A 24868-nucleotide genomic window follows, 5' to 3' on the forward strand; every position below is an offset into this window, starting at 1 on the left:
ATCACGCCTCAGCCTGCAATTTCGGACCAGCCTATCGGCCGGACCCATCATTACATCACGGCTGTCGCCGTTCGGCCTCGGCTACAAACAGCCCACTGGGCTGCCGCTTCACGCCTGAACGGCAGCAGCCTCAGCGGCGGCGTGACGCTCGGCGAGCTCGGCCTTGATCTGCTTGAACTTCTCCTCGGTGACCGGGTAGAAGAACATAATCGCTGCGGAGATCACGAAGCCGATGAGCGGCACGAGGCCGGCGGCCAGACGCAGGTTCTCGGCGACGGTCGGGTCCTGGGCCACGTTCATGCCGGACTTGTAGCCGGTGAAGGCGAGGATGGCCGGGCCGAGCCAGGAGGTCAGGGCGCCGAACATCTGGCGGAAGAAGCTCAGGCCAGCCATGGCGGCGCCATCAGTGCGCTTGCCGGTCTTCCACTCGTAGTACTCAACGGTGTCGCCTTCCATGCCCCACACGTAGTTGCCGCAGAACTGGGCGCCGATGGCGTTGAGCGCCATGCCCACGAGGGACAGCCAGACGTTGGAGACGAAGATGAACATCACACCACCGATGATGCCGAGGGCGCAGCCGAGGTACCATCCGCCCTTCTTGCCGAGGTGGCGGGCGATGACCGGACCGAACGGGGAGGCCACGACGCCGATGGAGGCGTTGATCAGGGTGACGATGGTGGTGATGAGGGCCAGCGTGCCGGCGTCGGCGCCATTGGCGAGGACTTCCTTGGCGATGATCGGTCCGATGGAGCCCACGCAGGTGGCGATCAGGTAGAAGCCGGTGGCGAAGCACAGGATGAGCAGGGCCGGGTTCATGACGATGGCCTTGAGGGTGTCAAGGAAGGAGACCTTCGGCTGCTCGGGTACATCGATCTGCTCGATGGTGGTCTTGTACAGGAAGACGTAGATCAGGGCGCCGACGAGGCAGAAGATGGAGACGATCGGCAGCATGAGCTTGGCGAGGGCGGCCTGGTCCTTGACGGTGTTGATGGCCGGGGCCAGCGTGAAGGTGACGATCAGGCCGAACAGGGCGCCGCCGACCATACGGGCGGAGGACAGGCGCTGACGCTCGTTCTGGTCCTGGGTCATGGCGCCGAGCAGGGCGCCGTACGGCACGCCGCCGAGGGCGCCGAGCAGCTGGTAGAGCAGGTAGGTGACGATGGCCCATGCCACCTTGACGCCCATCTCGGCATCGGCCGGAATGGTGTACATCAGGGCGATGGCGACCATCATCGGCACGCCGAACCAGACGACCAGACGGCGGAACTTGCCGTTCTTGTTCGGCTTGACGCGGTCGGCGTAGTTGCCGGCGAGCAGGTAGACGACGGCCTGGAAGAAGCGGGCGAAGAGGAAGATGTTGGCGGTGGTCACCGGGTCGATGCCCATGTAGATGTAGTAGGTGGCCAGGAACATCGACATCATTCGCCAGCCGATGTTGTTCGCAAGATCGCCGGAACCATAACCGACGATGTTCAGCCAAGTCAGCTTCTGCGGGGCCTTCTTGGCCGGCTGCGCTATTGCAGTGCTCATTCTTCAGAACTCCTTAGTTCTTTTTCCTTGTTTTCCGTTCTCAAAGGAACGGCTCGCTCCCCAAGGAGCGATGTCGCCGCCGAAACGACGACAAATCTTGTTGCTAGCGCATCGAATCGGAGGGTGAGCACGAATCACCCTCCGATTGCGCGCGCTGCTGTCCCTTACTTGATCAGGCAGGGCAGAGACGGGCTGGACTCAGCGGACATGCCGATCGCGTTGACCGCGATCACGGATGCCGTGTAGTTGCCGGCCGTGAGCCCGGACACGCTCTTGGCTTCCTCGCCGGCCTCGGCCTTGACCACCTTGACGGTGTTCTCGGTGAGGTTGCGCAGGGTGAGCACGTACGAGGTGACCGGGGTGCCGCCGTCGGCCGGGGCCTGCCAGGTCACGTTCATCGTGTCGCCGGAGGAGGTGACGCCCGGCTTGTTGGGCTTGGCGGGCACTGCGGCGACGATAATCGGCTCGCTCGGCTCGCTGGCCGCGGAGACCTTGTCTTCGCCGGTGGTGGCTTCGATGGTCACCTGATAGGTGCCGCGGGCCACGTCGGCGAACGTGTAGGCAGTGGTGCCGATCGGCGCCCAGGCGGCGCGCTTGGGCAGTTCGGCGGCCGCATCCACCGGGGTCAGGTGGATGTTGGTGCCGCCCTTGCCGAAGCCGGAGCGGGTGTCCACGTCGTTCCAGGAGACGGCCACCGCACCGGATTCGACGATCAGCTCGGCCACCGGGGCCTTGGGCACGGGCAGCAGCATATCCACCTCGTTGGCGGAGGTGCGGCCCACCTTGAACGGCTCGGACGTGGCGCTTTCGCCCTCGCCGATCTCGTTGCGTCCCTGCACGGTCACGGTCCACTCGCCGGCCGGCACGTCGGCGATGAGCGCGTGCGTGTCGGTGCCTTCCACCGCGACCGGGATGATCTCGCCGGCGGCGTTGGTGAGCGTGAGCGTGGTGCCGAGGATCGGCGAGCGGCCGTCGGAGGCGAACGCCCATTCGACCTGCACGTCGTGCGCCTGCACGGAGACGGTCACATGTTCCGGCTCGGACGGGATGGCCGGCATGTGGTGGTCGGCGTAGACGGCGATCTCCACGAGCTGCAGGGCATACTCGTCGTGCTCGTTCGGGTTGGAGCGCAGCTTGGACGCCTCGACCTTGACGAAGCGCACGTCCTGCACCGGGTCGAAGTCGAAGGCGCGCGGCTTGCCGTTGGCGGGCAGCGCGTAGCCGTGCTTGTCGGCCACCTTGGTCCAGGCGTTGCCGTCGGCGGACACGGAGATCGTGAAGTCGACCGGGAAGCCCTGACCCTGGTTCGGGTCGAAGGCGCGGTGTCCTGCCGCGAACTCCTGCACACCGCCGACGCCCTCGCCTTCGCCATGGAAGGCCTCGGCCACGGTGCCGCCGGGGTTCTCGCCGCGCGGGGCGAGTACCACCTGGGCGACGGTGGTCGGGCGGGCGAGCTTCAGGACCACCCACTCGTCGTGGTTTTCGGCGCTGGGCTTGCTGGACCAGCCGAAGTGGTTGTAATCGGCCTTGAACTCGCCGTCCACCAGGGATGCGGCGGTCCAGCCGTTGCGCTCGGAGTTGGAGGAGACGCGCACGGTGGCGCCGAGGGCCTTGTTGGTGGCCTGGCACTGGCACGGCATCTTGCCGGCCACGAAGCGCACGGTCACGGTCACGGTGTCGCCGTTCTCGCCGGTGTATTCGATCTGGCCGGTGTACTCCTTGCCGGATTCGAGCCCAGCCACGTTCACCGTGTAGAACAGCTCCTGCTCGTGGCGCAGATTGCCGGCGAGACGCTCAAAGCTGATGGAGCCGTCGGCGTCGTCCACCACACGGGCGGTCCACTTCTCGCTCAGGGCGCCGCCCTCCTGCTTCAGGTGCAGGCAGTGCTTGACGTTGCGCGAGACCCAATCCACGGTGCCGAGGTCGATGTCCGGACGGGTGGAGCCGATCTTGGCGGGCGCCGGACGGCCGATCCAGCCGAGGAAGTTGTCTTCGGTGAACTTGAGCTTGCCGTTCTTGACCACGCTCAGCGTCTCGACGAGCTTGGATTCGTAGGTCTCCACTTCGCCGGGCACATGGATGGTGATCGGCGTCTCGGTGAACTCGCCGTGGTCCACGGTGAGGGTCTTCGAGCCGGATTCCACCTCGCGCACGGTGCCGTCCTGCGTGTTGACCGCGGAGACGGTCCAACGCACCTCGAGTTCGGTGCCGTCGATCTCCTCGTCGTTGTAGACGATCAGCGTGCGCTGGGAGGCGGTGCCGAGCTGGTAGATGTGGTGGGGCAGACCGAGGCGCGGCTCCTTGTCGAACTCCTTGTCGAACGCGGCCACGTCGGCGTAGGAGTTGGCGAAGTACTGGTAGCCATCGCCCTCGATCCAGCGGGCGTCGCCCTTCGCGGTCGGGTCGAACTGCGGGCGCAGCAGGGCCTTCGGGTTCAGACCGTGCTTGGTGTGCTCCTGATCGAGTTCGATGACCTTCTCGATGTTGTCGTAGATGAACATCGACAGGCAGAACGGCTTCCAGTTGGCCATGCGCGTGGTGCGCACGCCGCGGGTCACGCGGCCCACCTCACGGCCGAAGTCGGCACGGGAGATGGTGTCCGGGTTGCCGTTGAGGCGGCCATGATAGATGTCCTTGATGGTGCCGTCCTCGGCGTACTGCGGGATGCCTGCGGTGGACACGGAGAACTCCTCGCCGGCGCCGAGCGGCAGGTCGCCGTCGATCTGGTAGAGGTCGTAGATGTCCGGGGCGCTGGTCATGCCGGAGGGGTAGCCGCCGAAGTAGTGGCGGGAGTCCTCGTTGGTGATCGGCTTGTTGAAACCATCGTTGATGACCATGCGGGTCGGGTCCTCGCGGTTCGCGGCGGCCTCAAGCGGCGGGATGAGGATTTCGGCGTCGTTCGGGTTCCACGCCTCGTTGGTGGTGGACCACAGCACGATGGACGGGTGGTTGCGGTATTCGCGCACCCAGCGCTCCACCCATTCGGTGTAGTAGCCGATGGCCTCGTCGGAGTAGTTGAGGTAGTACGGCGGCTCGAGGGACACGTTGGAGGTGGAGCCCGGGTTCCAGAAGGCGGTCTCCTCCTCGAGGAGCATGCCGGTCTCGTCGGCGTGGTCCATAAGCACATGGGAGGGCACGGAGCGGATGTGGTTGCGGATGATGTTGCAGTTGGCGTGGCGGTAGGCGTCGAGCCAGACCTTGGCCATCTCGTCCATCGCGTGGTTGTCGTCCAGAATCACGCCGTAGGCGTCACCGATCTCGTTGATGAGGTCGCGGTCGCCCTGGTTGAGCAGGCACAGGGAGTCGCCGCGCAGGCGGATCTTGACGCCGTTGAGGATGTACTTGTCGCCCTCGCGCCAGAACTGGCGGAAGCCGAAGCGGTCGGACGCTTCGTTGACCGGCGCGGCGTCGGCGGGTGCGCCGGCCGCGGCGATGGCGGCGTCGAGCGTGTACAGGAACGGTTCGGTGCGGGACCAGTAGTGGGCGGTCGGCCAGCCCTTGGCCAGCTTGACCACAGTCGCCTTGCCGGCCGGCGCGTGCACGGCGGTCGCGCCGAAGTCGAGCGCGGCGTCCGCGGCGTCACCCTTGACCGGGTGGACGGCGGCCGTGAGCGTCAGATCCGCGTCCTCGCCGGTGTGGTTCACGATGGTGACGTTCACGCCAAGCTCGTCGTCGGACGGATCGGCGTTCTTCTTGAGGTCCGGCATGATCTGCAGGTCGTCGATGCGCAGCTTCGGCTTGGTAACGATCTCCACGTCCTCGCCGATGCCGACGCGGCCGACGATGTTCTCCACGCCGAACGGGAAGAGCAGGCGGTCCGGGCCACCCTCGGTGGCGAGCGCGTCTTCGGGCAGGGCCTTGACGGACCACACCTCGATGCGGATCTCGTTGGTTTCGCCCGGCTTGATGGCATCGTTGATGTCAAGGTCGTACGGCAGCAGGGTCATGAGGTAGCCCTTGGTGGTCAGCGGGCCCACGGACTTGCCGTTGACGAACACCTTGCCGAGCGTGGCGAGCGCACCGACGTGGAGGAACACGTCCTCGTCCGTGATGTTCTCCGGCAGTTCCACGGTCTTGACGTACACGCCGTGGTGCAGGCCTTTCTCCCACTCCTCGGGGTAGCCGGTGGTGCGGCTCAGCGAATCCCACCAAGTCGGCACGACGATGTCGTAACGCCGCTCCCCGCCGTTCGGGTAAAAGTCCCACACTCCATTGAGGTTGAGCCTCATTGCAGTCCCTTTCTTGCACATCCTTGCACTTCGAGCCGAAACCGTCGTCGGTTGTCATCGCTGCTTCGGCCCGCCGGGCGTTCCCGGTTTACGAGTCACAAGATACGGCGTAAACGGTGTTTGCCATTTTTTGCCATCCCCGATTTGTTGCGATTTGCTGCCGTTTGCCATTTCTTGCCAATCCGCGTTTGCGCGAAATAGGTGCGAACTTGCCGGTCTTTGCCAATTCCCATGAATCTTGACTTCATCGGCCTCCCCTCTTCCATGCGCAGGTAAACTCTGCTTTCGGAAAATGGTTTTGGGCCGGTTCGCTCCACGACGATCACCGCCCGTCCGCCTGTTCGCATACTCAGCACAATCGGAGCGTTCGCATGTCTCGCTTGTCTCGCAACGTCCACATTCGCACGGCGACGGCCGCAACGGTTGCCATAGGTCTCATCGGAACCCTCGCCGGATGCGGCGTACCTGGCGCGAACAGCAACGGAGCCGGGACCGGCACGGCGGGCACCACCGAAATCACGTTGTGGACCTGGCAGTCCACCATCGGCGATTTCGTGAGCGCGTTCGAGAAGAGTCACCCGACCATCAAGGTGAAGGTGACCAACGCCGGTGCCAACGAGGACGAGTACATGCAGCTGACCAATGCGCTCAACGCGGGCAACGGCATCCCCGATCTGGTCTATCTCGACTTCAACGCCGTGCATCAATTCGCCATCTCGGACCAGCTGCGCTCGATGAACGACTACGGCTACGCGGACATCCGCGACGACTTCACCAAGACCGCGCAGAACAACGTATCGGTGAACGGCCAGCCGTACGGACTGCCGATCTCCTCGGGTCCGATGGTGATGTTCTACAACCAGGACGTGTTCGCGAAGGCCGGCGTCGCACAAGCGCCGACCACTTGGGACGAGTATCGTGAGGCGGCGGAGAAAGTGGCCGCGCTGGAGGGCAATGCCCATATCACCAACGACACCGGCGACGGCGGGTTCCTCGCCTCGATGCTCTGGCAGGCCGGCGCCAAGCCGTTCAGCGTGGACGGCACCACGGTGGGCGTGGACTTCGGCGGCAAGAACGTGCGCAAGTTCACCTCGATGTGGCAGTCCATGATGGACGACAAGCTCATCGACACCTCCACCGCCATGTGGACGGACGACTGGTGGCGCAAACTGGATGACGGTTCCATCGCCACGGTGCTCACGGGCGCCTGGCTGGTCTCGTCGATGCAGAAGAACCTTTCGACGAGCGCCGGTTCGTGGCGTTTGGCCCCGATGCCGCAATACACGGCGGGCGAGCATGCGAACGGCGAGAACGGCGGCGGCGCGCTGGCCATGCCGAAGGGTTCGGACGACTCCAAGACCCAGGCGGCGTATGAGTTCGCCGAATGGTTCGCGCACGGCGACGGCGTTGCGGTGAACCTCGCGCAGGGCGGTCTGCCGCCGCTCAATTCGGTGCTGTCGGATGACGATTGGCTGGACGAGAAGGATGAGTTCTTCGGCGGTCAGGCCACGCATCAGGTGATCGCCAATGCCGCCAAGAACGTGACGACGGACTTCGAATACCTGCCGTACATGGCCTACGCCAATTCAATCGCCGTCAATTCGGTCGGTCAGGCATATCACGGCAAGGTCACGTTGCAGCAGGGGCTCGACCAATGGGCCGAAGCGCTCAGGGAGTACGGCAAGCAGGAGGGCTTCACCGTCAAGTAGTCGGCTGGACGGTGAAGCCCTTTGATGGGGCGAAACTTCGGGTTGGGCCAGTGGTCTGTCTCGCAATTGTCTGGGTGGCATCGCCTCACCCTCTGATGGCAGAGAATTCCAGCAGGGCTCCTTGACGGCAGTCTGCCGACGCGGCCGCGGAGAAACGAAAACTGCATCAACTGAATCAATCCGTCCCTTCGCACAGGCTGCGCACCGAATGTACACCAGCAATGGGCATGCGCATCCAGCATGCGCAGGATTTATGGAGCCGCATTGGGGTTTCTCGCTTGCAAGGGGTACATTCGACCCGCTGCGGAGAGCTATCTGCTTTGCAAGGGGTACCTCGAACGCCGAAACCGAAGTATCAGAGGCCTTCCTTCAACGCCATTCCGGCGTTTTGGAACGTCTTCTACTTGGGCATGTACCCCTTGCAAAGCAGATAGCTCTCCGCAAAGCAGCGGAAGTACCCCTCGCAACGCAGATAGCCTACCCCAATGGCATTCCATGGGGTGTATCGGCGGTACGAGGGGCTGATGCGGCGAATAATCCACGGATTCGCCGCGCGAGCGCAGTCCCGATAACGGCACGACGACAAAAAACGTGCGGATTCCCAATGTGGGAATCCGCACTCTACATCACATGAAACGGTTCTTGATGTATCGGGCAGCCGCATCGATAAGAGCTCCACCCACACCCACGACCACTACGACGAGGAAGCCCTTGCCCAAGGCTCCACCCAGCTGGGAGAACGTATTGCCCCAATCCACTGCAAGCGTCGCAGCGGCCACCACAACCTGATCCACCATGATCATTCCTTTCCGTTTTCGTCCGTCTTCGGGCCACGCCTCGGCCTGACAGCCGTACGCATCGGGCATGAGCATCTAGCCCATCGCATTGCCGAGCAACGGCATGGGCGCCGCCTGGCCACGTCAGTCCGCGCCGCATCAGTCCAAGCGCTGCCGGCATCGCAGTTGCCAAGTCGCAATCGCCACCGCGGCCTCCAGACCATAACCAGCTCACAGCATATTGCCCATTGCTTTGCCGCTATTTGCCACCAACAGGAAGCATTGTTTGCCATTCTTTGCCGTCGGCGTGGAATCAAGCCTCGCAGATTCAGGCCGGACTGATTTTCACGAGAACATCCATGCGTCGCCTCGTCTTGCGACTCGGAGCCGGCTCCAAGCCGGTCTGCCAGCTAGAGAAGACGCTGTTCAACCAACTATTGGCATACAGGGTGAGTCATGTGGGTTGGATTCCCTTGGGAAATCAGCCCACTCTGACCCCAGATTGGGTAGCGCATGTCAATTCTGGTTTCACAGGGCCAAAGGGCCAAAAAGAAACCCGGCGGAGGGAGCCGCCGGGTGAGAGAGAAGAGAGAAGAAGGGTTCAGTTATGGGGTCCGAATGGGCCTCGCCATGGGATGGACTTCATTGAACTCCATCCGTTAACGTTTCCTATATAACCGCCCGTTCCTTGAGAATTCGATGCACTTATCTGGGAAAACTCTTGACAAACTGTGTCGGGTTTGTGACGTCGTTCGACAATTCCACCGCAACTGTCCTCAACAACCCATATACAAAAGCGGTCGTCACCGCGCGAACACGATGACAACCGCTCATTGACCTGAATCGGCGATTCCAGCAGCCCTATGGGGGCCGGCGCTCATGGTCTCGGAGTCACCGCGCCGAAGCCGAACCGCCAATTGGATGACCCGAAACGCAGTACGCCGAATCATCCGCCGCTCGGCAGCCCCAGCATCACCAAGGCATGCCGACGACTAGTGGTCTGTCTCACAATTGTTTGAGGGGTATCAGCCCTCTCTGATGAGGAGGCTGGCAGCGAATCTGACGGGAAAAAGAAAAGCTGAAGCCCTCAATTATTTAAGAGATGGACCACTAGTGGAATCAGGACCGCGCCGGACCACCGTCACTCGGCGGGCTTGGCGTCCTCGGCAGCCACAGACTCGTCCGCCTCCGCAGCCAGCTTGGCCTTTTCCGCGGCCAGACGCTCGGCTTCGGCGGCACGACGGGCGGCCAGCGCCTCGTCGAAACGCGCCAGCTCCTCGGCCACGGCCTCGGTCGGAATCTTGGCGAAGATCGGCGTCGGCTTGGCCACCGGGGCGCCCACCTCGATCGGCTCGCTCTTCCACGGATGCACGTTCACACCCAGCTCGTAATCACCGGTGATGATCGGGTACGTAAAGCCGGGCTTGTCGAGATCCTCGACCTCGCGCAGCTCGGGCAGCGGCGAGAAGGTGCCGGTGCCGCCCAGCGCCTCCCAGACCTTCTGCGCGGAATGAGGCAGGAACGGCGCGAGCAGGTGGTTCGCGTCGGACACGGCCTGCGCGGCCACATGCAGCACGGTGCCGAGACGGGCCGGGTCGTCCTTGATCTTCCACGGTTCGGTGGAGGAGATGTACTTGTTGATGTCGCCGACCACGCGCATCGCCTCGGCAAGGGCGTGCTTCTGGTGGTGGGTCTCGATGGAGGAGCCAACCACATCGAACGCGGCGGAGGTCTCCTCAAGCAGGCCACGGTCCTCATCGGTCATGGAGTCCTCGTCTAAAGCCGGGATCTCACCGAAGTTCTTGTTGATGAGGTTGGCGACGCGGTTGACCAGATTGCCCCAGGAGGAGGCCAGCTCCTCGTTGTTGTGGCGCACGAACTCGGCCCATGTGAAGTCGGAGTCGGAGGATTCCGGGCCGGCCACGGAGATGTAGTAGCGCACGGCGTCCACCGGGTAGCGCGACAGGATGTCCTTGACGTAGATCACGATGCCGCGCGAGGAGCTGAACTTCTTGCCCTCCATGGTCATGAACTCGCTGGCCACCACCTGCTCGGGCATGTTGAGCGGGCCCATCGGGCCGGTCTCGCCGCCCTTGGAACCCTGGCCGTTGTACGCCAGCATCTCGGACGGCCAGATCTGGGAGTGGAAGGTGATGTTGTCCTTGCCCATGAAGTAGTAGGCCGGGCAGCTCGGGTCGTTCCACCATTCGCGCCACTTCTCCGGGTCGCCCTGACGGCGGGCCCACTCGATGGAGGCCGACAGGTAGCCGATCACGGCGTCGAACCACACGTACAGCTTCTTGTTCGGGTTGTCGATCCAGCCCTTGACCGGCACGGGGATGCCCCAGTCGATGTCGCGGGTGATGGCGCGCGGCTTGACTTCCTTGAACAGGCCGAGCGAGAAGTTGATGACGTTGGTGCGCCAGCCCTTGCGGGTCTCCAGCCACGCCTTGTTGGCCTCGGCGAGCGCCGGCAGGTCGAGGAAGTAGTGCTCGGTCTGCTCGAAGCGCGGGGTCTCGCCGTTGATCTTGGAGACCGGGTTGATGAGCTCGTCCGGGTCCAGCTCGTTGCCGCAGGCGTCGCACTGGTCGCCGCGGGCGCCCTCGGCACCGCAGATCGGGCAGGTGCCCTCGATGTAGCGGTCCGGCAGCGTGCGGCCGGTGGACGGGGAGATGGCCACCTGCTGGGTGCCCTTGTAGATGTAGCCGTTCTCAAGGCACTGCTTGAACATCTCCTGCACGACGTGCTCGTGGTTGCCCGTGGTGGTGCGGGTGAACAGGTCGTAGCTCAGGCCGAGGTCGCACAGGTCCTTGGCGATCACACGATTGTAGCGGTTCGCAAGCTCCTGGGCGGTGACGCCCTCCTTCTCCGCCTCGACCAGAATCGGGGTACCGTGCTCGTCAGTGCCGGAGACCATCAGCACGTCATTGCCCTTCATGCGCTCATAGCGAGCGTAGACGTCGGAGGGCACGCCGAAGCCCGCAACATGGCCGATATGACGGGGGCCGTTCGCGTACGGCCAAGCAACATTCACCAAAACATGACTCATAGGCCCGATTATCCGGCGCGCACGGGACACGCCTCATATGTGGGCCGCCAGATGCGAGCCGCCAGCCATCATCACCACCGTCATGCCCAATCACCATCACTTATCCACCGACTTATCCACATTTTTCATCCGCCCGCCGCCGTCATGCACTTATCCACCATTTCGCCTGCGACGGTGGCGCGACCCAGCGCGGAACGTCTATGGTCGCCCCATGAGACCTTCACACCCGCCGCCCACTGCGGACTCAGCGATGATTCCGGCAGTCCTGTTCACCAAGGACCTGCCCGGACCGCTCAGCATGAACCGCCTCGCCGCGTTCGGCACGGTGCACAAGCTTGACGAGTCCGCCAGCTACTGGTCAGAACACGCCGGCACCCTGTACGGCCGCGCCACCATCGTCTCGACCGTCGCGCCGTTCGGCACCGTGGCCTGCATGCAGACGGCCGCCTGGGTATGGCTCGGCGACGCACCGTTCCCTGCCAGCATCGACGTGATATCCACATCCCACTTCCGCTCCACGTCGGCCGGCCGCCGCATCCGGGTCTTCCGGCGACTCACCCTGCCCGAGCAGATCATCAAACTGGGCAGTCTGCCGATCACCACGCCGACCCGCACGGCCTGCGATCTGGTGATGACGCCGGAGGACGACGTCACGCCGAGCCGCATCAACGACTTGGTCTGTCAGCTGATGTCCGCGTATCGCTTCCGCCCGAACGACTGTCTGGACATCATCAAGGAGCACCGTCATCACAAGTACGCCGGACGCGCGCGGCTGTTCTTCGAATCCATCCAGCGGGAAATGAACGAGGTGGACGCACAGCCGGCGATGCAGCCGGCGACACAAACCTCGGCACAAACCACGGTACTGCAGACCTTGGCGACGCCCGAACGACCATCGCTCACAACGGCACCGAAACCAACGACGCCGAAACCAACAACGTCAGAGCCGACGACATCCGGGGAGTCACGATGATCGGCCGGCGACGAGACAAAGCGAGCAGACTGGATTCGCTCCGGCAACGGCAACGCCTGCCGGAGCCCGCCGCCCAATCGGACGAGCACCTCATCAACGACATGACGGCGCCGCCCGAGCCACCCATCGCCCTGACGCCGGAAGTGGCGTGCTCTCCGGACACCGACCCCGAGATACTGTGGCATATCGCATGGCACGTCCCCGAACTGAGACGATGGCTGGTCGCCAATCCGCAGGCAAGCCCGGAACTGCTCGAATACGTCTCTCAGGCAGGCGGCCCTGGCGTCAGACGCGCGTTGGAAATCCTGCTCGTCTCGATAGAAGAGGACTGAACAGAGGAGGGCTGATCAGCCTCAGAGCAACCCCAAATCACCCCTTGATATCCAGTACGGCCTGATACACCTGCTTGCGGTTGGCCAGCGACCCGTCGGCCTGCGGATGCTCCTGCACCACCTGAGCAATGGCGTCCTTGATGCGCAGGCCGTCCTCAAGCGCGCGGTCGATGGCGAGCACGGCCATGTCCTCCACGCTCAGGCTGCTGGGTGCGGCGGCTTCGGCCTCCTCGTCGGAGGCGCCGCCGATCACCAGCACCATCTCGCCGCGCGGCGGATTGTCAATCACACCCTGACGGATTTCGCCGATCGTGCCGCGCCGGATCTCCTCGTAGTCCTTGGTGAGCTCGCGGCACAGCGCCATCGGGCGGTTGGGGCCGAAGGCGTCGAGCAGGTCATCCATCGAATCGGCGATGCGGTGAGGCGTCTCGTAGAACACGATGGTGCGGCGTTCGCCGAGCATCGTGCGTAGATACTGCACGCGCTCGGCGTGCTTGCGCGGCAGGAAACCCTCGTAGCAGAAGCGGTCGGTGGGCAGGCCGGAGAGCGCCAGCGCGTCCAGCACAGCGGAGGGACCGGGCGCGCAGGTGACCGGCAGACCGCGTTCGATGGCGCGGCGCACGATGGCCAAACCCGGATCGTTGATGGTGGGCATGCCGGCGTCAGAGACCACCAGCACAGTGGCGCCGGTTTCGACCTGGTCGAGCAGACCGTCCGCCTTGCCGCGCTCGTTGTGATCGTGATAGGCGACCACGCGGCCGTTCACATACACCCCGAGGCGCCGGGCAAGGTCGTAAAGACGGCGCGTGTCCTCGGCTGCCACGATGTCGGCGCGTTCGAGCAGGGCGACCAGACGGGCGGAGGCGTCACCGGTGTTGCCGATCGGCGTAGCGGCCAACACCACGGTTCCGGACGGGATGGTCACGGCCGCGGCGCGGGAGTCGGATGTGGGCGCAGCAGACTCGACATCGGAGCTGGCATCAACGGATTCGGATGCAGGTTCGGATTCGGATACAGATTCAGGCGCAGATTCAAATTCGAATCCGGTGGATTCGCCATCCGCGGGTGCCGGGTTGTCGATAATGCCGGAATCGCGGACTGCTGCGGAGCTGGCCGCGTCCGATTCCGCCCGACCATGTCCCCAGACGCCGGATTTTCCGGACTCACCGGACTCGTCGGGCTTCACCTCCGCGGCATCGTCGTTGCGGAGCTGTTCGGGGAAATCGGTTGCACTTGTCATACACTCCAGTATTCCTCAAGTCACGGAACGCGACCCTCAGGCTACGTAAATTCTTCGCAAACGCACGGCACTGAGCACAACCGCCCGAAACAGTTCTCACAGCCACTACGGTTGATAAAGAAAAAGCCTCCCGCGGTGGAATGAAAGCGGGAGGCTAGTGGAGCTGACGGTAGTCGAAACCGCGACCTCTTCGATGCGAACGAAGCGCTCTACCAACTGAGCTACAGCCCCATTGGATTGTTGCTCTGCTCCGCAAAGCAACTCGCATCAATATAGTACGGGGTGCGGTCAAACGCAATTCGCGTGTCCAGTGTGTCGTATCGTCTGTCGTATCACCGGCGTCGTATCGTCATGCTCATCGTATTACCTTCATATCTCCATGCCACCCGACCCTGGTCGACCAGCCGACCTCCCAGCCGACCAACCGACCGGTCGACCGGCCTCAGGCGCCAAGCGTCACCGCTCCGCACCCAGCACATCCAGCACCTTGCGCTCGTTGTAGAACGCGAACACGATGCCGCCGATGCCGCACAACACGGCCGCGCACACCGCCGCGATGCGGTAGCCCATACCGGACGCCACACCAATCGTCGAAACGCCTGTGAACAGCAGCATCGCCACGGACTGGCCCATCTTCATCGCGAACGTGCGGGCGGCGTAGAACATGCCCTGACGATCCTGACCGGTCACGCGCGAGCTGGCATCGGCGATGTTCGCCACGATCGCCTGCGGCAGGATGCCGAACGCGGCCATCGGAATCGCACCCACCACCGAGAGAATCAGTCCCTGCGTCATCGCCGGCAGGAAGGCGAGCGCACCGGAACCGAGCGCACCGGCGAACGCGAACGCACAGGTAAAGATCACGAACGCCACCAGCAGCAGGCTCTTCTTGCCCACGCGGTTGGCCAGCAGATTCACTGGCAGGTAGAACAGCACGGAGACGCCGGTCATGAGCACGAAGTAGATGGTCGTGGTGGTCTCGGGCAGCTTGAGCAGCGAGGTCACGAAGAACGGCAGCCCGGTCTGGAACGTGGTGATGGCCACCCAGTAGACCACATCGGAGCAGACGAACTTGCGGAACTCGCCATCACCGAACGTCTGCTTCAGGGATTCGACGGTCGATTCGGAGGTGGGTTGCGAGTTGACGTAGTCACGCTCGCGGATGGCCAGCGGCGGCACCAGCATGCACACGAACGCCACGGCGGCCATGATGGTGAAAGTCACGCGGATGGCGGTGATGCGGCCCATCGCCGGCACCAGGCCTCCCCAAATCACCGGCGCCACGTACGCGATTGCGGTGCCGGCCACCCATGTGAACGAGATGGCGGTGGAGATGGTGAGCTGCTGCTTGGAATCGTGCCCGAGCTCGGCGATGAGCGCATTGTACGGCGTGCAGTAGAACGTGAGTGCGATGTAGTAGCCGATCACGGTGACGAACAGGAACGCGGCGTTCACCCAGCTCGTACCGTTGATCGGGCTCCAGAACACGAGCACGGTAATCAGGGCGAGCGGCAGGGCGGCGAACTTGAGGAACGGCATGCGCCGGCCCGAGCGCGCGTCGCAGCGGTCGGACAGGGACGCGACGGCCGGGTCCACGAAGGCGTCGAAGAAGCGGGCGAACGCGGTGATGCCGCCCACGACCGTCACGATGCCGAGCACCACAAGTCCCTGCGGCACGAACACGGTCTGGCCTTGGGCAATGGTCTCCTGATCGGGCTGGTAGAAGTAAACCAGCCAGTTGGAAATGATGCCGGACAGCAGCGCCCAACCGAACTGGCCAATCGCGAAGGCCCACACCTTGGGCAGCGGCAGGTCTTTGACCGCTTTGACATTCGCCGTCGCGCCCTCTCTCGTCGTCGCATCGACCGCGCCGCCATGTACGGCAGCACTCGCAGAGTCACCCATGTCGAACCTCCTTGTTGACGCTGTGTCAACATTAGTCTAACACCGGCGGCGCGTGCGGCACGCACCATGCCCAAACCATCTGCGCGACTTACTCAGCACGCCTCCTACGATGGTAGGCATGGACGGACATCAACATCGCCTGCCGCGCACGATGGCATTCCCGCACGCCCTCGGCACAGGGCTTATCATTCAGTCCACATTGGACGGAGACGAGCGCGTCCCCTTGCCGGCGCTATTGCAGGGCGGAAACAACGACTTCGCGACCTGCGACGCCCCGCGGACGGACGGCGCCGCCTCCCCCACACCTCACGCCGCACCCGGCGCCACACCGCCCACCATCTCGCTGTACGACGCCATCGACATCCTCATCGACGAATACGAGGCCGCGCTCTCCCGCTTCCGCGCGAAATCGTTAGTGACGCGGATGCGGCTGGCCGAGCACGGCGGCACCTTCACGTTCCCCGATTGGTGCGGCCCGCTATTCGACCTGTACGACCGGCTGATCGAGGCGACCGCCGGCGCGATCGACCCGTGCGTCGGCGAGGACCTGATTCGTTTGGGGTACGACGCCGCATATTCGTTTACGGTGGATCCGGACGCGTTCGGGGCAGACGGCGACGCGAACGACAACGACAACGACAACCGAACCGTAGCCGACGACGGCCACGAAGACGGCGACGCGACCGGCAACGACACGACCGGCAATATAGGCAACGGCGGGCGCTTGCGGGACAGCGGCCGCCTCGGCGCACTTCACGGCCGCGCGACCTGGCGAGACGATGTGGAGCGGCACGGCACCACACTCATCACGCGCCAGCCAGTCGCGCTCGATTTCGGCGCATGCGGCAAGGGATATCTGGTGGATCTAATTGCGGAGATGCTGGAAGCTACCGGACAGCATCGCACGCAGGTCGCACAAACCGACGAACCAGCAGGCAGAGGCGACGAACGCCGTGATGCGGACGATGAGCCCGACAATGCCGGCCATATCAGCGGCAATCGCCCAGACGCCATACCCACGCAGCCCATGCCGCCATCCCCTCAATACGTGATCGACGCGGGCGGCGACCTATTGATCCACACAGACGAACCGATCACCATCGCCCTTGAAGACCCGGCCGACCCGAGCAACGCTGTGGGCACAGCCGAAATCAGCGCCGGCGCGTTCTGTGCGAGCTCGCCCAGTCGCCGGCATTGGGGCGAAGTTGCCGGGCACCGGCTGCACCACCTGCTCAATGCCATCGACGGCCTGCCCGTCAATGACGTCGCAGCTACATGGGTTGCGGCACCATGCACGGCCTTGGCCGACGGACTGGCCACCGCCTTGTTCGTCACCCCAGCCACGCACCTGCGCGCCCACTTCCATTTCGAGTGCGCAGTGCTCAACGCCGACCACACGGCGGCCCAATCCCCCGATTTCCCCGGCAGCTTCTTCGTGAAATGACGGCCTCACGCCATAGCCCAAAGCTATCTCCGTTGCAAGGGGTACATTAGCGCCTCCGCGGGCACGTATCTGCTTTGCAAGGGGTACCTCATTGCCTGAACCCCATGTATAGACGGCGCAATAGCAACGTTCGTACTCGCGATTCCGCATTCGACGTACCCCTTGCAAAGCAGATACGTGCCCGAAAACCCGCCAATGTACCCCTCACAAGCGAGATATCCTCTCGCCATCGCACGATCGCGTGGCATCAGTCTGCAGCTGGGGTCGAGAGCCATCATCGTTGACCCATATGATGATTCAGCCCGCTCCTTCTACAGTCATTTCGGATTCAAACCCATTCCCGGCACCAACAGTATGTATCTCCGGCTCGCATGACGCGAGCCGGTTCCATATGTACGTCGAAAAGACGCGCCATCAATCAGCGAGCGCAGCGAACCGACTGATGCGCGTGGCTTCAAGGCGCGCCCGCAAAGGCGTACGAAGGTACGTCGCAGCGGGCAGCAACGCAGAAGACGCGCCATCAGTCGGCGAGCGAGAACTGGGAGTTATAGAGGTCGGCGTAGAAACCGCCCGCCGCCAGAAGCTCGTCGTGGGTGCCGCGCTCAATCACGTCGCCGTGGTTCATGACGAGGATCATATCGGCATCGCGAATGGTGGAGAGCCGGTGCGCGATGACGAACGACGTGCGGCCGACGGTCAGCGCGTCCATGGCCTTCTGGATGAGCTCCTCGGTACGGGTATCGACCGACGAGGTCGCCTCGTCCAGAATCAGGATCGGCGCATCCTGCACCATCGCGCGGGCGATGGTGAGCAGCTGCTTCTGCCCGGCGGACAGCGACGACTTGTCGTCGAGCACGGTGTCGTAGCCCTGCGGCAGTGAACGCACGAAATGGTCGAGACCCACGGCATGGCATGCGGCCTCGATCTCCTCGTCGGTCACGCCGGGCTTGGCGTACGCGATGTTCTCGCGCACGGCGCCTCGGAACACCCATGTGTCCTGCAACACCATGGAGAACTGATCGTGCACGTTCCAGCGCGGCACGGACTTGGTGTCCACGCCGTCAATGGAGATCGAGCCGCCGGAAATCTCGTAGAAGCGCATAAGCAGGTTGACCATCGTGGTCTTGCCGGCGCCTGTGGGCCCCACGATGGCGACCTTCTGCCCGGCCGCGACGGACGCGGAAAAGTCGTGAATGATGGGCTTGTCCGGCTCGTAACCGAACTGCACATGGCTGAACTCCACATCGCCACGCACCGGCCGGCCTTCGGCTCCCAGCAGGGCCGGCTTGCCGGACTCGTCGGCCATCTCCGGCTCCTCGAGGAAGCCGAACACGCGTTCGGCGGCCGCCGCGCAGCGCTGCAGGTTCTGGAAGGCCTGGGCGAACTGCGAAAGCGGCTGGGTGAACAGGCGGATGTACATCATGAACGCCACGATCACACCGAACTCGATCTGCCCATCCATGGCGAGCGCCGCGCCCACCACGCACACCACCACGTAGCCGAGGTTGCCCACGAACTGCATGAGCGGCATCATCAGGCCGGAGAGGAACTGCGACTTCCAGCCGGATTCATACAGATCGGCGTTGTACTTCTCGAAGCGTTCGATCGAATCCGCCTCGCCGTTGTACGCCTTGACGATGAGATGCCCGGCGTACATCTCCTCCACATGACCGTTCACATCGCCCAGCGCCATCTGCTGGCGCACGAAGTACTTCTGCGAGGTCTTCATGATCGCCATCATGAGCACCATGCCGAGCAGGCTGGTTCCGATGGCGCACAGGGTCATGATCACGTTGTTATAGAACATCATGACCAGCGCGCCCACGAACAGCGTCACCGAGGTGATCAGCGCGCCGAGCGACTGCCCCAGCGTCTGCCCGATGGCGTCCACATCGTTGGTGATGCGGGAGAGCACGTCGCCGTAGCTCACCTTGTCGAAGTACTTGAGCGGGAGTTTGTTGATCTTGACCGAAATCGACTCGCGCAGCCGCTGGGCCGTGCGCTGGGTGACGTTCGCCATCAGCCAGCTCTGCGCGTAGCCGAGCACCGCATAGCCCACGTAGAGGGCGACCAGCAGCCAGGCGATGCGCCCGACCGCCGCGAAGTCGACCGACCGCATGACCGGCCGCCCGTTGACGATGGCGGGCAGTCCCTTGACGATCTCGTTGGTCATGTCCTTGAGCTTGTCCGGTCCGATGATCTGGCAGATCGTACCGATGGCGCCCAGGATCAGCGCGATGATAATGACGGGAACGTAGTTGCGGCAGTAATGCACGAGTTTGCCCATGACTTTGCCGAAATCATCGGGCTTTTCGACCGCGCGCCCTGCGCCAGGCCCATGCCCCATAGGTCCTTTTGGCATTGTTTCTCCTTATGAAAGTCCGTATCCGCTGCCCTCTGATGAGGGAGATGTGACGAAGCGCCCGCGCCTTACGCGGTAAGCTCCGATTGGCTGAGCTGGGATTCGGCGATCTGCCGGTACACGTCGCAGCTGCCCAGCAGCTCGCGGTGGGTGCCCTGGCCGACCACGCGGCCGTCGTCGAGCACAACGATGCGGTCGGCGTTCATGATGGTGCCGATGCGCTGGGCGACGATGAGCTTGGTGGAATCCTTGGCCTCGCGGGCGAGCGCGTCGCGCACCTCGCGGTCGGTCTTGAAGTCGAGCGCCGAGAACGAGTCGTCGAAGATCAGGATCTCCGGGTGACGGTAGACCGCGCGGGCGATGGACAGACGCTGCTTCTGACCGCCGGACACGTTCGAGCCGCCCTGGGCGATCGCGGCATCGAATCCGCCGTCCATACGACTCACGAATTCGGTGGCCTGGGCCACGTCGGCGGCGACCTTCACGCGGGAGATGCGGTCGCGGGAGGAGACGGATGCGGCATCGGCGCCGGGAGTCGCAACGGCGGATTCAGCACCGGAATCGGCTGTATCACCGGCCACATCGTCGCCATAACTGACATTGCTGGCCACCGTGCCCTTGAACAGCACCGACTGCTGCGGCACGTAGCCAATCTTGCCGCGCAGGGATTTGAGGCCGTAGTCGCGCACGTCCACGCCGTCGACCAGCACCTGTCCGCCGGTGACGTCGTAAAGGCGCGGGACCAGATTGATCAGCGACGACTTGCCGGAGCCGGTGGAACCGATGAACGCGACCGTCTGGCCGGGCTTGGCGGTGAAGCTGATGCCCTCAAGCGTGGCCTCGCGCGAATCCGGATAGGCGAAACTGACGTTGCGGAATTCCACTGTGCCGCGCTCGGCGGTCTCGACGGCCCGTTCGGCGGCGGTTTCGCTGCCGTCCGTGACCATCGGCTTGGTGTCGAGCACCTCGAGCACGCGCTGGGCGGACACGTCGGCGCGCGGCCAGAGCACGAACACCATGCTCATGAGCAGGAAGCTCATGATGACCTGCACGGAATAGTTGGAGAAGACCACCATGTTGGAGAACACGGTGAGCTTGTCGGTGAGCGCGGCGGCGTCGATGAGGTAGGCGCCGATCCAGTAGACCGCGAGCATGAGGCCGTTCATCACCGTGTTCATGAGCGGCATCATGAACGCCATGACGCGGTTGGTGAACAGCTGGGTGTTGGTCAGATCGTCGTTGGCCTTGGTGAATTTGGCTTCCTGATAGTCCTCGGCGTTGTAGGCGCGCACGACCCTGAGGCCGGTGAGGTTCTCGCGCGCCACGAGGTTGATGTTGTCGGTGAGGGCCTGCATGGCCTTGAACTTTGGCATGACCATGGCCATCATCGTCACGATCGCGCCGAGCAGCAGCGCGGTGGCGATGCCGGTGGCGAGTGTCCATTCGAAGCCTTCGCCGGCGATTTTCGCCACGGCCCAGACGGCCATAATCGGCGACTTGACGATGAGCATCAGGCCGATGGTGATGAACATCTGGATCTGCGTGATGTCGTTGGTCGAACGGGTGATAAGGCTTGCGGTGGAGAACCGACTCATTTCGGCCGGCCCGAACGACTCGACCTGCCGGAACTCCAGCGAGCGCAGCCGTCGTGTGAACGACGAGCCGACGCGCGCGGCGAGGAATCCCGTCACGACGGCGCAGGCCACGGAGCCGAGCGAGATGAGCAGCATCTTGCCGCCGGCGATCCAGATGTCCGACATGGCGCTGCCCGGCGTTTCGACCAGCTTGGTGATGTCCGACATGTAGTCGGGCAGCTTCAGGTCGAAGTAAATCTGCCCGACGATGGTCACCAGGGCGATGAGCATCTGACCGATCTCCGCTTTGGAGAGGTATTTCAGGATGCGAAGCATTGGTTTCCCCTTGGTTTGTTGGTGGTTTTGGGTTGATTGGCTGATTAGGTTGATTGGCTTCGGCCGAACGGTCGCGTGAGTTGTGAGTTGTATTACGCGGACCATGCGTTAGCGCACGGGCTGCGTTGATGTATTGCCGACGCCCACTCCGCCAAAATCATCTTTCATTATTAAATTACTTACACTGTAAGATATTACGCGCGGCGCCGACAAGGAGCCATGCACATCGCATATTTCTCCAGGCGTGAAATCGCCAGCCGTCGCACACGGCTATCGGCGCTTATTTCCGCGAGCTCTGACCACTATCGGCCCACTCCGCTTCCGCGCGTTTCGCACGCTCGTCGAACGCGGCCCGCACCTCGTCCGGCGTGGGCCGCGGCTCCCCCGGACGGCAGATTGACATGTAGGTCATGAATTCGCCGGTCAAATCGAGGAATTCACGCGTTCTGCGCTCCCCCATCTGCGAGAAGATCCAGCAGACGGCGTCCCGCATCTCCTGCATATCGCGGCGTCCACGCTCGCGGCCGGCTTCAGTGAGGCTCACCCGGACCACGCGACGGTCGTCCGGATCGACCTCGCGCGTCACCAGCCCCTTTTTCTCCATGGAAGCCAACAATGTGGAGACGCGGCCGGAGGTGGCATGCATGGCGTCCGCCAGTTGCGACGGGGTCATCGTACCGACATGGGCCAGCTGCCGGATGGCGAACGCCTCGCCGTGCGCGCCGCGCACCATCTCGCGTTGCATCGCCGACCTATGCCCCCATACCGTGGTCCACAATTCGTGGACAGCCTCATCCTCAAAGCCCATATCGCCTTCCATTCTCCGGCAGCGCGTCATATAATCACGAGCAGCTTTCGCCGCCTCGCAAGCGACCCCGCTACTCGCCCCGAGCGCATCCACGCCGCCAAGGCATCAGTCGCCGCCGGACGCGCTGCGCCACACAGTCATCCTAGACTACCTCACACTGTAAACAATTCGCGGTATCTGCGACCACTAGGATCGCGCGAATCTTATTCCTTCCTTATTCCTTCCGGCTATACACATCTCCGCACGCTACGAACGTCAAACGGAAGGCAGGGGAAGGCTGGCCAAGCTCTTTGTCAGACGCCGCCATACCCCCGCAACAGGAAGGGGCACATATCGTTGAGCGGCTCCCCCAAACCGTCCGGTCGGGAAAGCCGCTCAACAACGGTTGAACAACTTGCTCGTTGCTCGCTGCTCACATGTTCAATGGCGATCAGTTATCGTCGGCATCGTCGTTCTGATCATCCGAATCGTCTACATCGTCTGCCGAATTGTCGTCAGTCCAGCGACAGGCACCGGCGGGAATCCACGATCATCCATTTGCGCGCATCTCCATAGACGTTGCAGGTATTGTCACACGGTTTCGCGTACCCAGACCTGCATCTGGCCTTCGGTGCGATTGCACCAAGCGTAGTACGGAATCATCGTGATGCAATCGCGACGCCATTCAGACGCGCGAACCGCGGTGACGTACAGGGAGTCCGATTCCGCACTTTCTCGCACACCCTGGAATTGCAATACCTCCACGCCTTCGAGCAGCTTCTCGTCATAACGCTCTTCGACTTCGGCATCCACCGGCATCGCATACGTCCACAGATCGTGGGGATTGTCGGATTCCTCCATGCAGTAGACGACGGGGCCACGCATGACGGCGATCTTGCCCGCATCGGCCTTGACCCGCAGCGATGCGCGCATGCGGCGAACCGACATGTCGAGCTCGAGTCGAATCGAAGTCTGTTCCTTGGAGATGTCCACGGTGATGAACCCATCGATCGGCTGCACATGTGTGCGCCGACCGTCCACCTCCAGCACCCAGCGGCGGGACCATCCGGGGATGCGCACGGCCAGCTTGCGGGATAGACGGTTCGGGTTCTCCACATGGAAGGTGATATTGCCGTTCCACGGGTATCCCTCGCCCTCTTGGGCCTGTTCCACTGTGACGCCATCGCCGAAATCGGCGACATTGGCGATGAACTGGTGAGCGTAGATCGTGTCGCCCTTGACCGTATACAGGTACCGGTCGAGCGAAGCGATAAGGCGCACGATATTCGCCGGGCAGCAGGCGCAATCGAACCATCCGGCACGGCGAGTGAGCACGTGCGCCTTGGTCGGGTTGCCTTTGGTGGCGGCGGGATCCGCCTCGAGCGGATTCACGTAGAAGTAGCGGGTGCCATCCAATTGGATACCGGCGAGCATGCCGTTGAACAGCTCCGTCTCCATCACGTCGGCGATGCTGCCACGCGGTTTGCGGTCCATCAATGCCCTTGCAAAGAACAACATGGCCACCGAAGCGCAGGTCTCGCCGTAGCCGAGGTCGTTCGGCAGATCATCGTCGTAACTGAACGATTCGCCAATCTGGCAGGAGCCCACATTGCCGGTGATATACATGCGGTGCCGCACGATGTTCGCCCATAAACGCTCCGCCGCGGCCAGCATGCGCTCGTCACCAAGGAGGCTGCCCACCTTGGCAATGGCGGTGGCCATGTACAGCAGGCGGACAGCGTGGCCCTCGGCCTTATCCAAGTCGAGCACCGGCTTGTCCATGATGAAATAGCTGCGCGGCATCTCGAGACCAGGGTAGAACTTCGGCCCGCCGGCATAATCCTGCTCGTCGAAGAACTCCGGATCCATGCCGCGCACGCGAATGAACCAAGCCGCAAGGTCGAGCCAGCGGCGTTCACCGGTCGCCTCGTAGAGCCGCGCCAACGCCAATTCGATTTCGGGGTGCCCATCCGGGCCATGCACCTTGCCGCCTTCGTCACCGAAATGACTGTCGATGCACGCGGCGACGCGCTCGGCTATGTCCAGAGCACGATGCGAACCGGTGGATTCCCAATGGGCCACAGCGGCTTCAATGAAATGGCCCATGGTGTAGAGTTCGTGGCTCCAACGCAGGCTCCGGAATCGCTGGTCGGCAGGAAGACCAATCTCGAACTTGGTGTCAAGGTAGCCATCTGAATCCTGCGCATCGGCGAACAGTCCGATCACCTCGTCGACCCGACGCTCGAGCGTGTCGAGATCCGCACCTTCCGTACGCCCCGCGTACCGAAGCGCATAGCTTGCGGCCTCCAGCCATTTGGACACGTCAGTGTCCTGGAAAGGCTGGCCGGAGAACGTGCCGGGCTCGCGGCCTGCGGCGATGCGCAGATTGCGCATGGAGTGGCTGAACTTGCTGCCGTTCTCGCCCCAAGCACCGCCTTCAGGCACGTCCACCGGCACCTCGTCATTCAGGGCACGCCACTGGTACGGCAGGGCGTTGTCGACCGTCATGCGGCGATACCGCCCCCAGAACTTGGAGGTGATGCCCACATTCGGGCAGGCCGACTCCCCCGCCACCACAGTGCGCACGGCACTCCGCGGTGTGATGCCAGTCATAAGATTTCG

13 protein-coding genes, 1 tRNA gene and 3 pseudogenes are annotated in these 24868 nt (G+C 63.2%); 4 read left to right on the forward strand and 13 right to left on the reverse strand.

From position 1 onward, the window contains the following. Window positions 1-108: 108 nt before the first annotated feature. The 3 genes from BG22_RS06220 to BG22_RS06230 form a co-directional block, all read right to left on the reverse strand. On the reverse strand, window positions 109-1530 hold the full coding sequence (locus BG22_RS06220) for an MFS transporter (protein ID WP_140494163.1): 1422 nt from the start codon (window positions 1528-1530) through the stop codon (window positions 109-111). A 164-nt stretch (window positions 1531-1694) separates the two neighbouring features. Then, a complete protein-coding gene (locus BG22_RS06225; protein ID WP_181163415.1) occupies window positions 1695-5759 on the reverse strand; it encodes a fibronectin type III domain-containing protein in 4065 nt (1354 codons plus the stop codon). Window positions 5760-5854: 95 nt separating this feature from the next. Further along, entirely contained in the window at window positions 5855-6106 is a 252-nt protein-coding gene (locus BG22_RS06230; protein ID WP_140494167.1) for a hypothetical protein, read from the reverse strand. Window positions 6107-6130: 24 nt separating this feature from the next. Between BG22_RS06230 and BG22_RS06235 the strand changes: the two genes are divergently transcribed. Beyond that, window positions 6131-7468, forward strand: coding sequence for a sugar ABC transporter substrate-binding protein (locus tag BG22_RS06235; protein ID WP_140494169.1), 1338 nt, complete (start codon window positions 6131-6133; stop codon window positions 7466-7468). Window positions 7469-8094: 626 nt separating this feature from the next. Here BG22_RS06235 and BG22_RS10845 read toward each other — a convergent pair. Both BG22_RS10845 and metG read right to left on the reverse strand, forming a co-directional pair. Next, window positions 8095-8265 (reverse strand): hypothetical protein, encoded by a 171-nt coding sequence (locus BG22_RS10845; protein WP_181163416.1) that lies wholly within the window; start codon window positions 8263-8265, stop codon window positions 8095-8097. 1120 nt (window positions 8266-9385) lie between these two features. Next, on the reverse strand, window positions 9386-11293 hold the full coding sequence (gene metG, locus BG22_RS06240; RefSeq protein WP_094666585.1) for a methionine--tRNA ligase: 1908 nt from the start codon (window positions 11291-11293) through the stop codon (window positions 9386-9388). 211 nt (window positions 11294-11504) lie between these two features. Here metG and BG22_RS06245 point away from each other — a divergent pair. Both BG22_RS06245 and BG22_RS06250 read left to right on the forward strand, forming a co-directional pair. Beyond that, a pseudogene (locus BG22_RS06245) lies at window positions 11505-12101 on the forward strand (hypothetical protein); the annotation flags it as partial. A 161-nt stretch (window positions 12102-12262) separates the two neighbouring features. Continuing rightward, the gene (locus BG22_RS06250; protein ID WP_258186238.1) at window positions 12263-12598 is read left to right on the forward strand and encodes a hypothetical protein; all 336 of its coding nucleotides are present in this window, start codon (window positions 12263-12265) and stop codon (window positions 12596-12598) included. Between the two features lie 37 nt (window positions 12599-12635). Here the strand turns inward: BG22_RS06250 and rsmI are convergent, their stop codons facing one another. From rsmI to BG22_RS06265, 3 genes are all read right to left on the reverse strand, one after another. Further along, window positions 12636-13838 carry a 16S rRNA (cytidine(1402)-2'-O)-methyltransferase gene (gene rsmI, locus BG22_RS06255; protein WP_308810458.1) on the reverse strand — a complete coding sequence of 401 codons (1203 nt, stop codon included), beginning with the start codon at window positions 13836-13838 and terminating at the stop codon, window positions 12636-12638. A gap of 158 nt (window positions 13839-13996) precedes the next feature. Next, window positions 13997-14069 (reverse strand) — tRNA-Ala (locus BG22_RS06260). Window positions 14070-14294: 225 nt separating this feature from the next. Beyond that, window positions 14295-15743 (reverse strand): MFS transporter, encoded by a 1449-nt coding sequence (locus tag BG22_RS06265; RefSeq protein WP_140494171.1) that lies wholly within the window; start codon window positions 15741-15743, stop codon window positions 14295-14297. A 118-nt stretch (window positions 15744-15861) separates the two neighbouring features. Between BG22_RS06265 and BG22_RS06270 the strand changes: the two genes are divergently transcribed. Further along, entirely contained in the window at window positions 15862-17187 is a 1326-nt protein-coding gene (locus tag BG22_RS06270; RefSeq protein ID WP_258186239.1) for an FAD:protein FMN transferase, read from the forward strand. A 520-nt stretch (window positions 17188-17707) separates the two neighbouring features. Here BG22_RS06270 and BG22_RS06280 read toward each other — a convergent pair. The 5 genes and pseudogenes from BG22_RS06280 to BG22_RS06295 all read right to left on the reverse strand — a co-directional run bounded on the left by BG22_RS06280 (window position 17708) and on the right by BG22_RS06295 (window position 24859). Further along, complete coding sequence (locus tag BG22_RS06280; RefSeq protein WP_140494173.1) at window positions 17708-19549, reverse strand: ABC transporter ATP-binding protein; 1842 nt, start codon at window positions 19547-19549, stop codon at window positions 17708-17710. A 68-nt stretch (window positions 19550-19617) separates the two neighbouring features. Continuing rightward, window positions 19618-20439, reverse strand: a pseudogene (locus BG22_RS11465) (ABC transporter ATP-binding protein); the annotation flags it as partial. 210 nt (window positions 20440-20649) lie between these two features. Beyond that, a pseudogene (locus BG22_RS11470) lies at window positions 20650-21564 on the reverse strand (ABC transporter permease); the annotation flags it as partial. A gap of 175 nt (window positions 21565-21739) precedes the next feature. Continuing rightward, entirely contained in the window at window positions 21740-22267 is a 528-nt protein-coding gene (locus BG22_RS06290; protein WP_140494177.1) for a MarR family winged helix-turn-helix transcriptional regulator, read from the reverse strand. Between the two features lie 570 nt (window positions 22268-22837). Next, entirely contained in the window at window positions 22838-24859 is a 2022-nt protein-coding gene (locus BG22_RS06295; protein ID WP_140494179.1) for a glycoside hydrolase family 127 protein, read from the reverse strand. Window positions 24860-24868 lie beyond the last annotated feature (9 nt).

Source organism: Bifidobacterium sp. UTBIF-78 (genome assembly GCF_006408945.1).
GTDB lineage: Bacteria > Actinomycetota > Actinomycetes > Actinomycetales > Bifidobacteriaceae > Bifidobacterium > Bifidobacterium myosotis.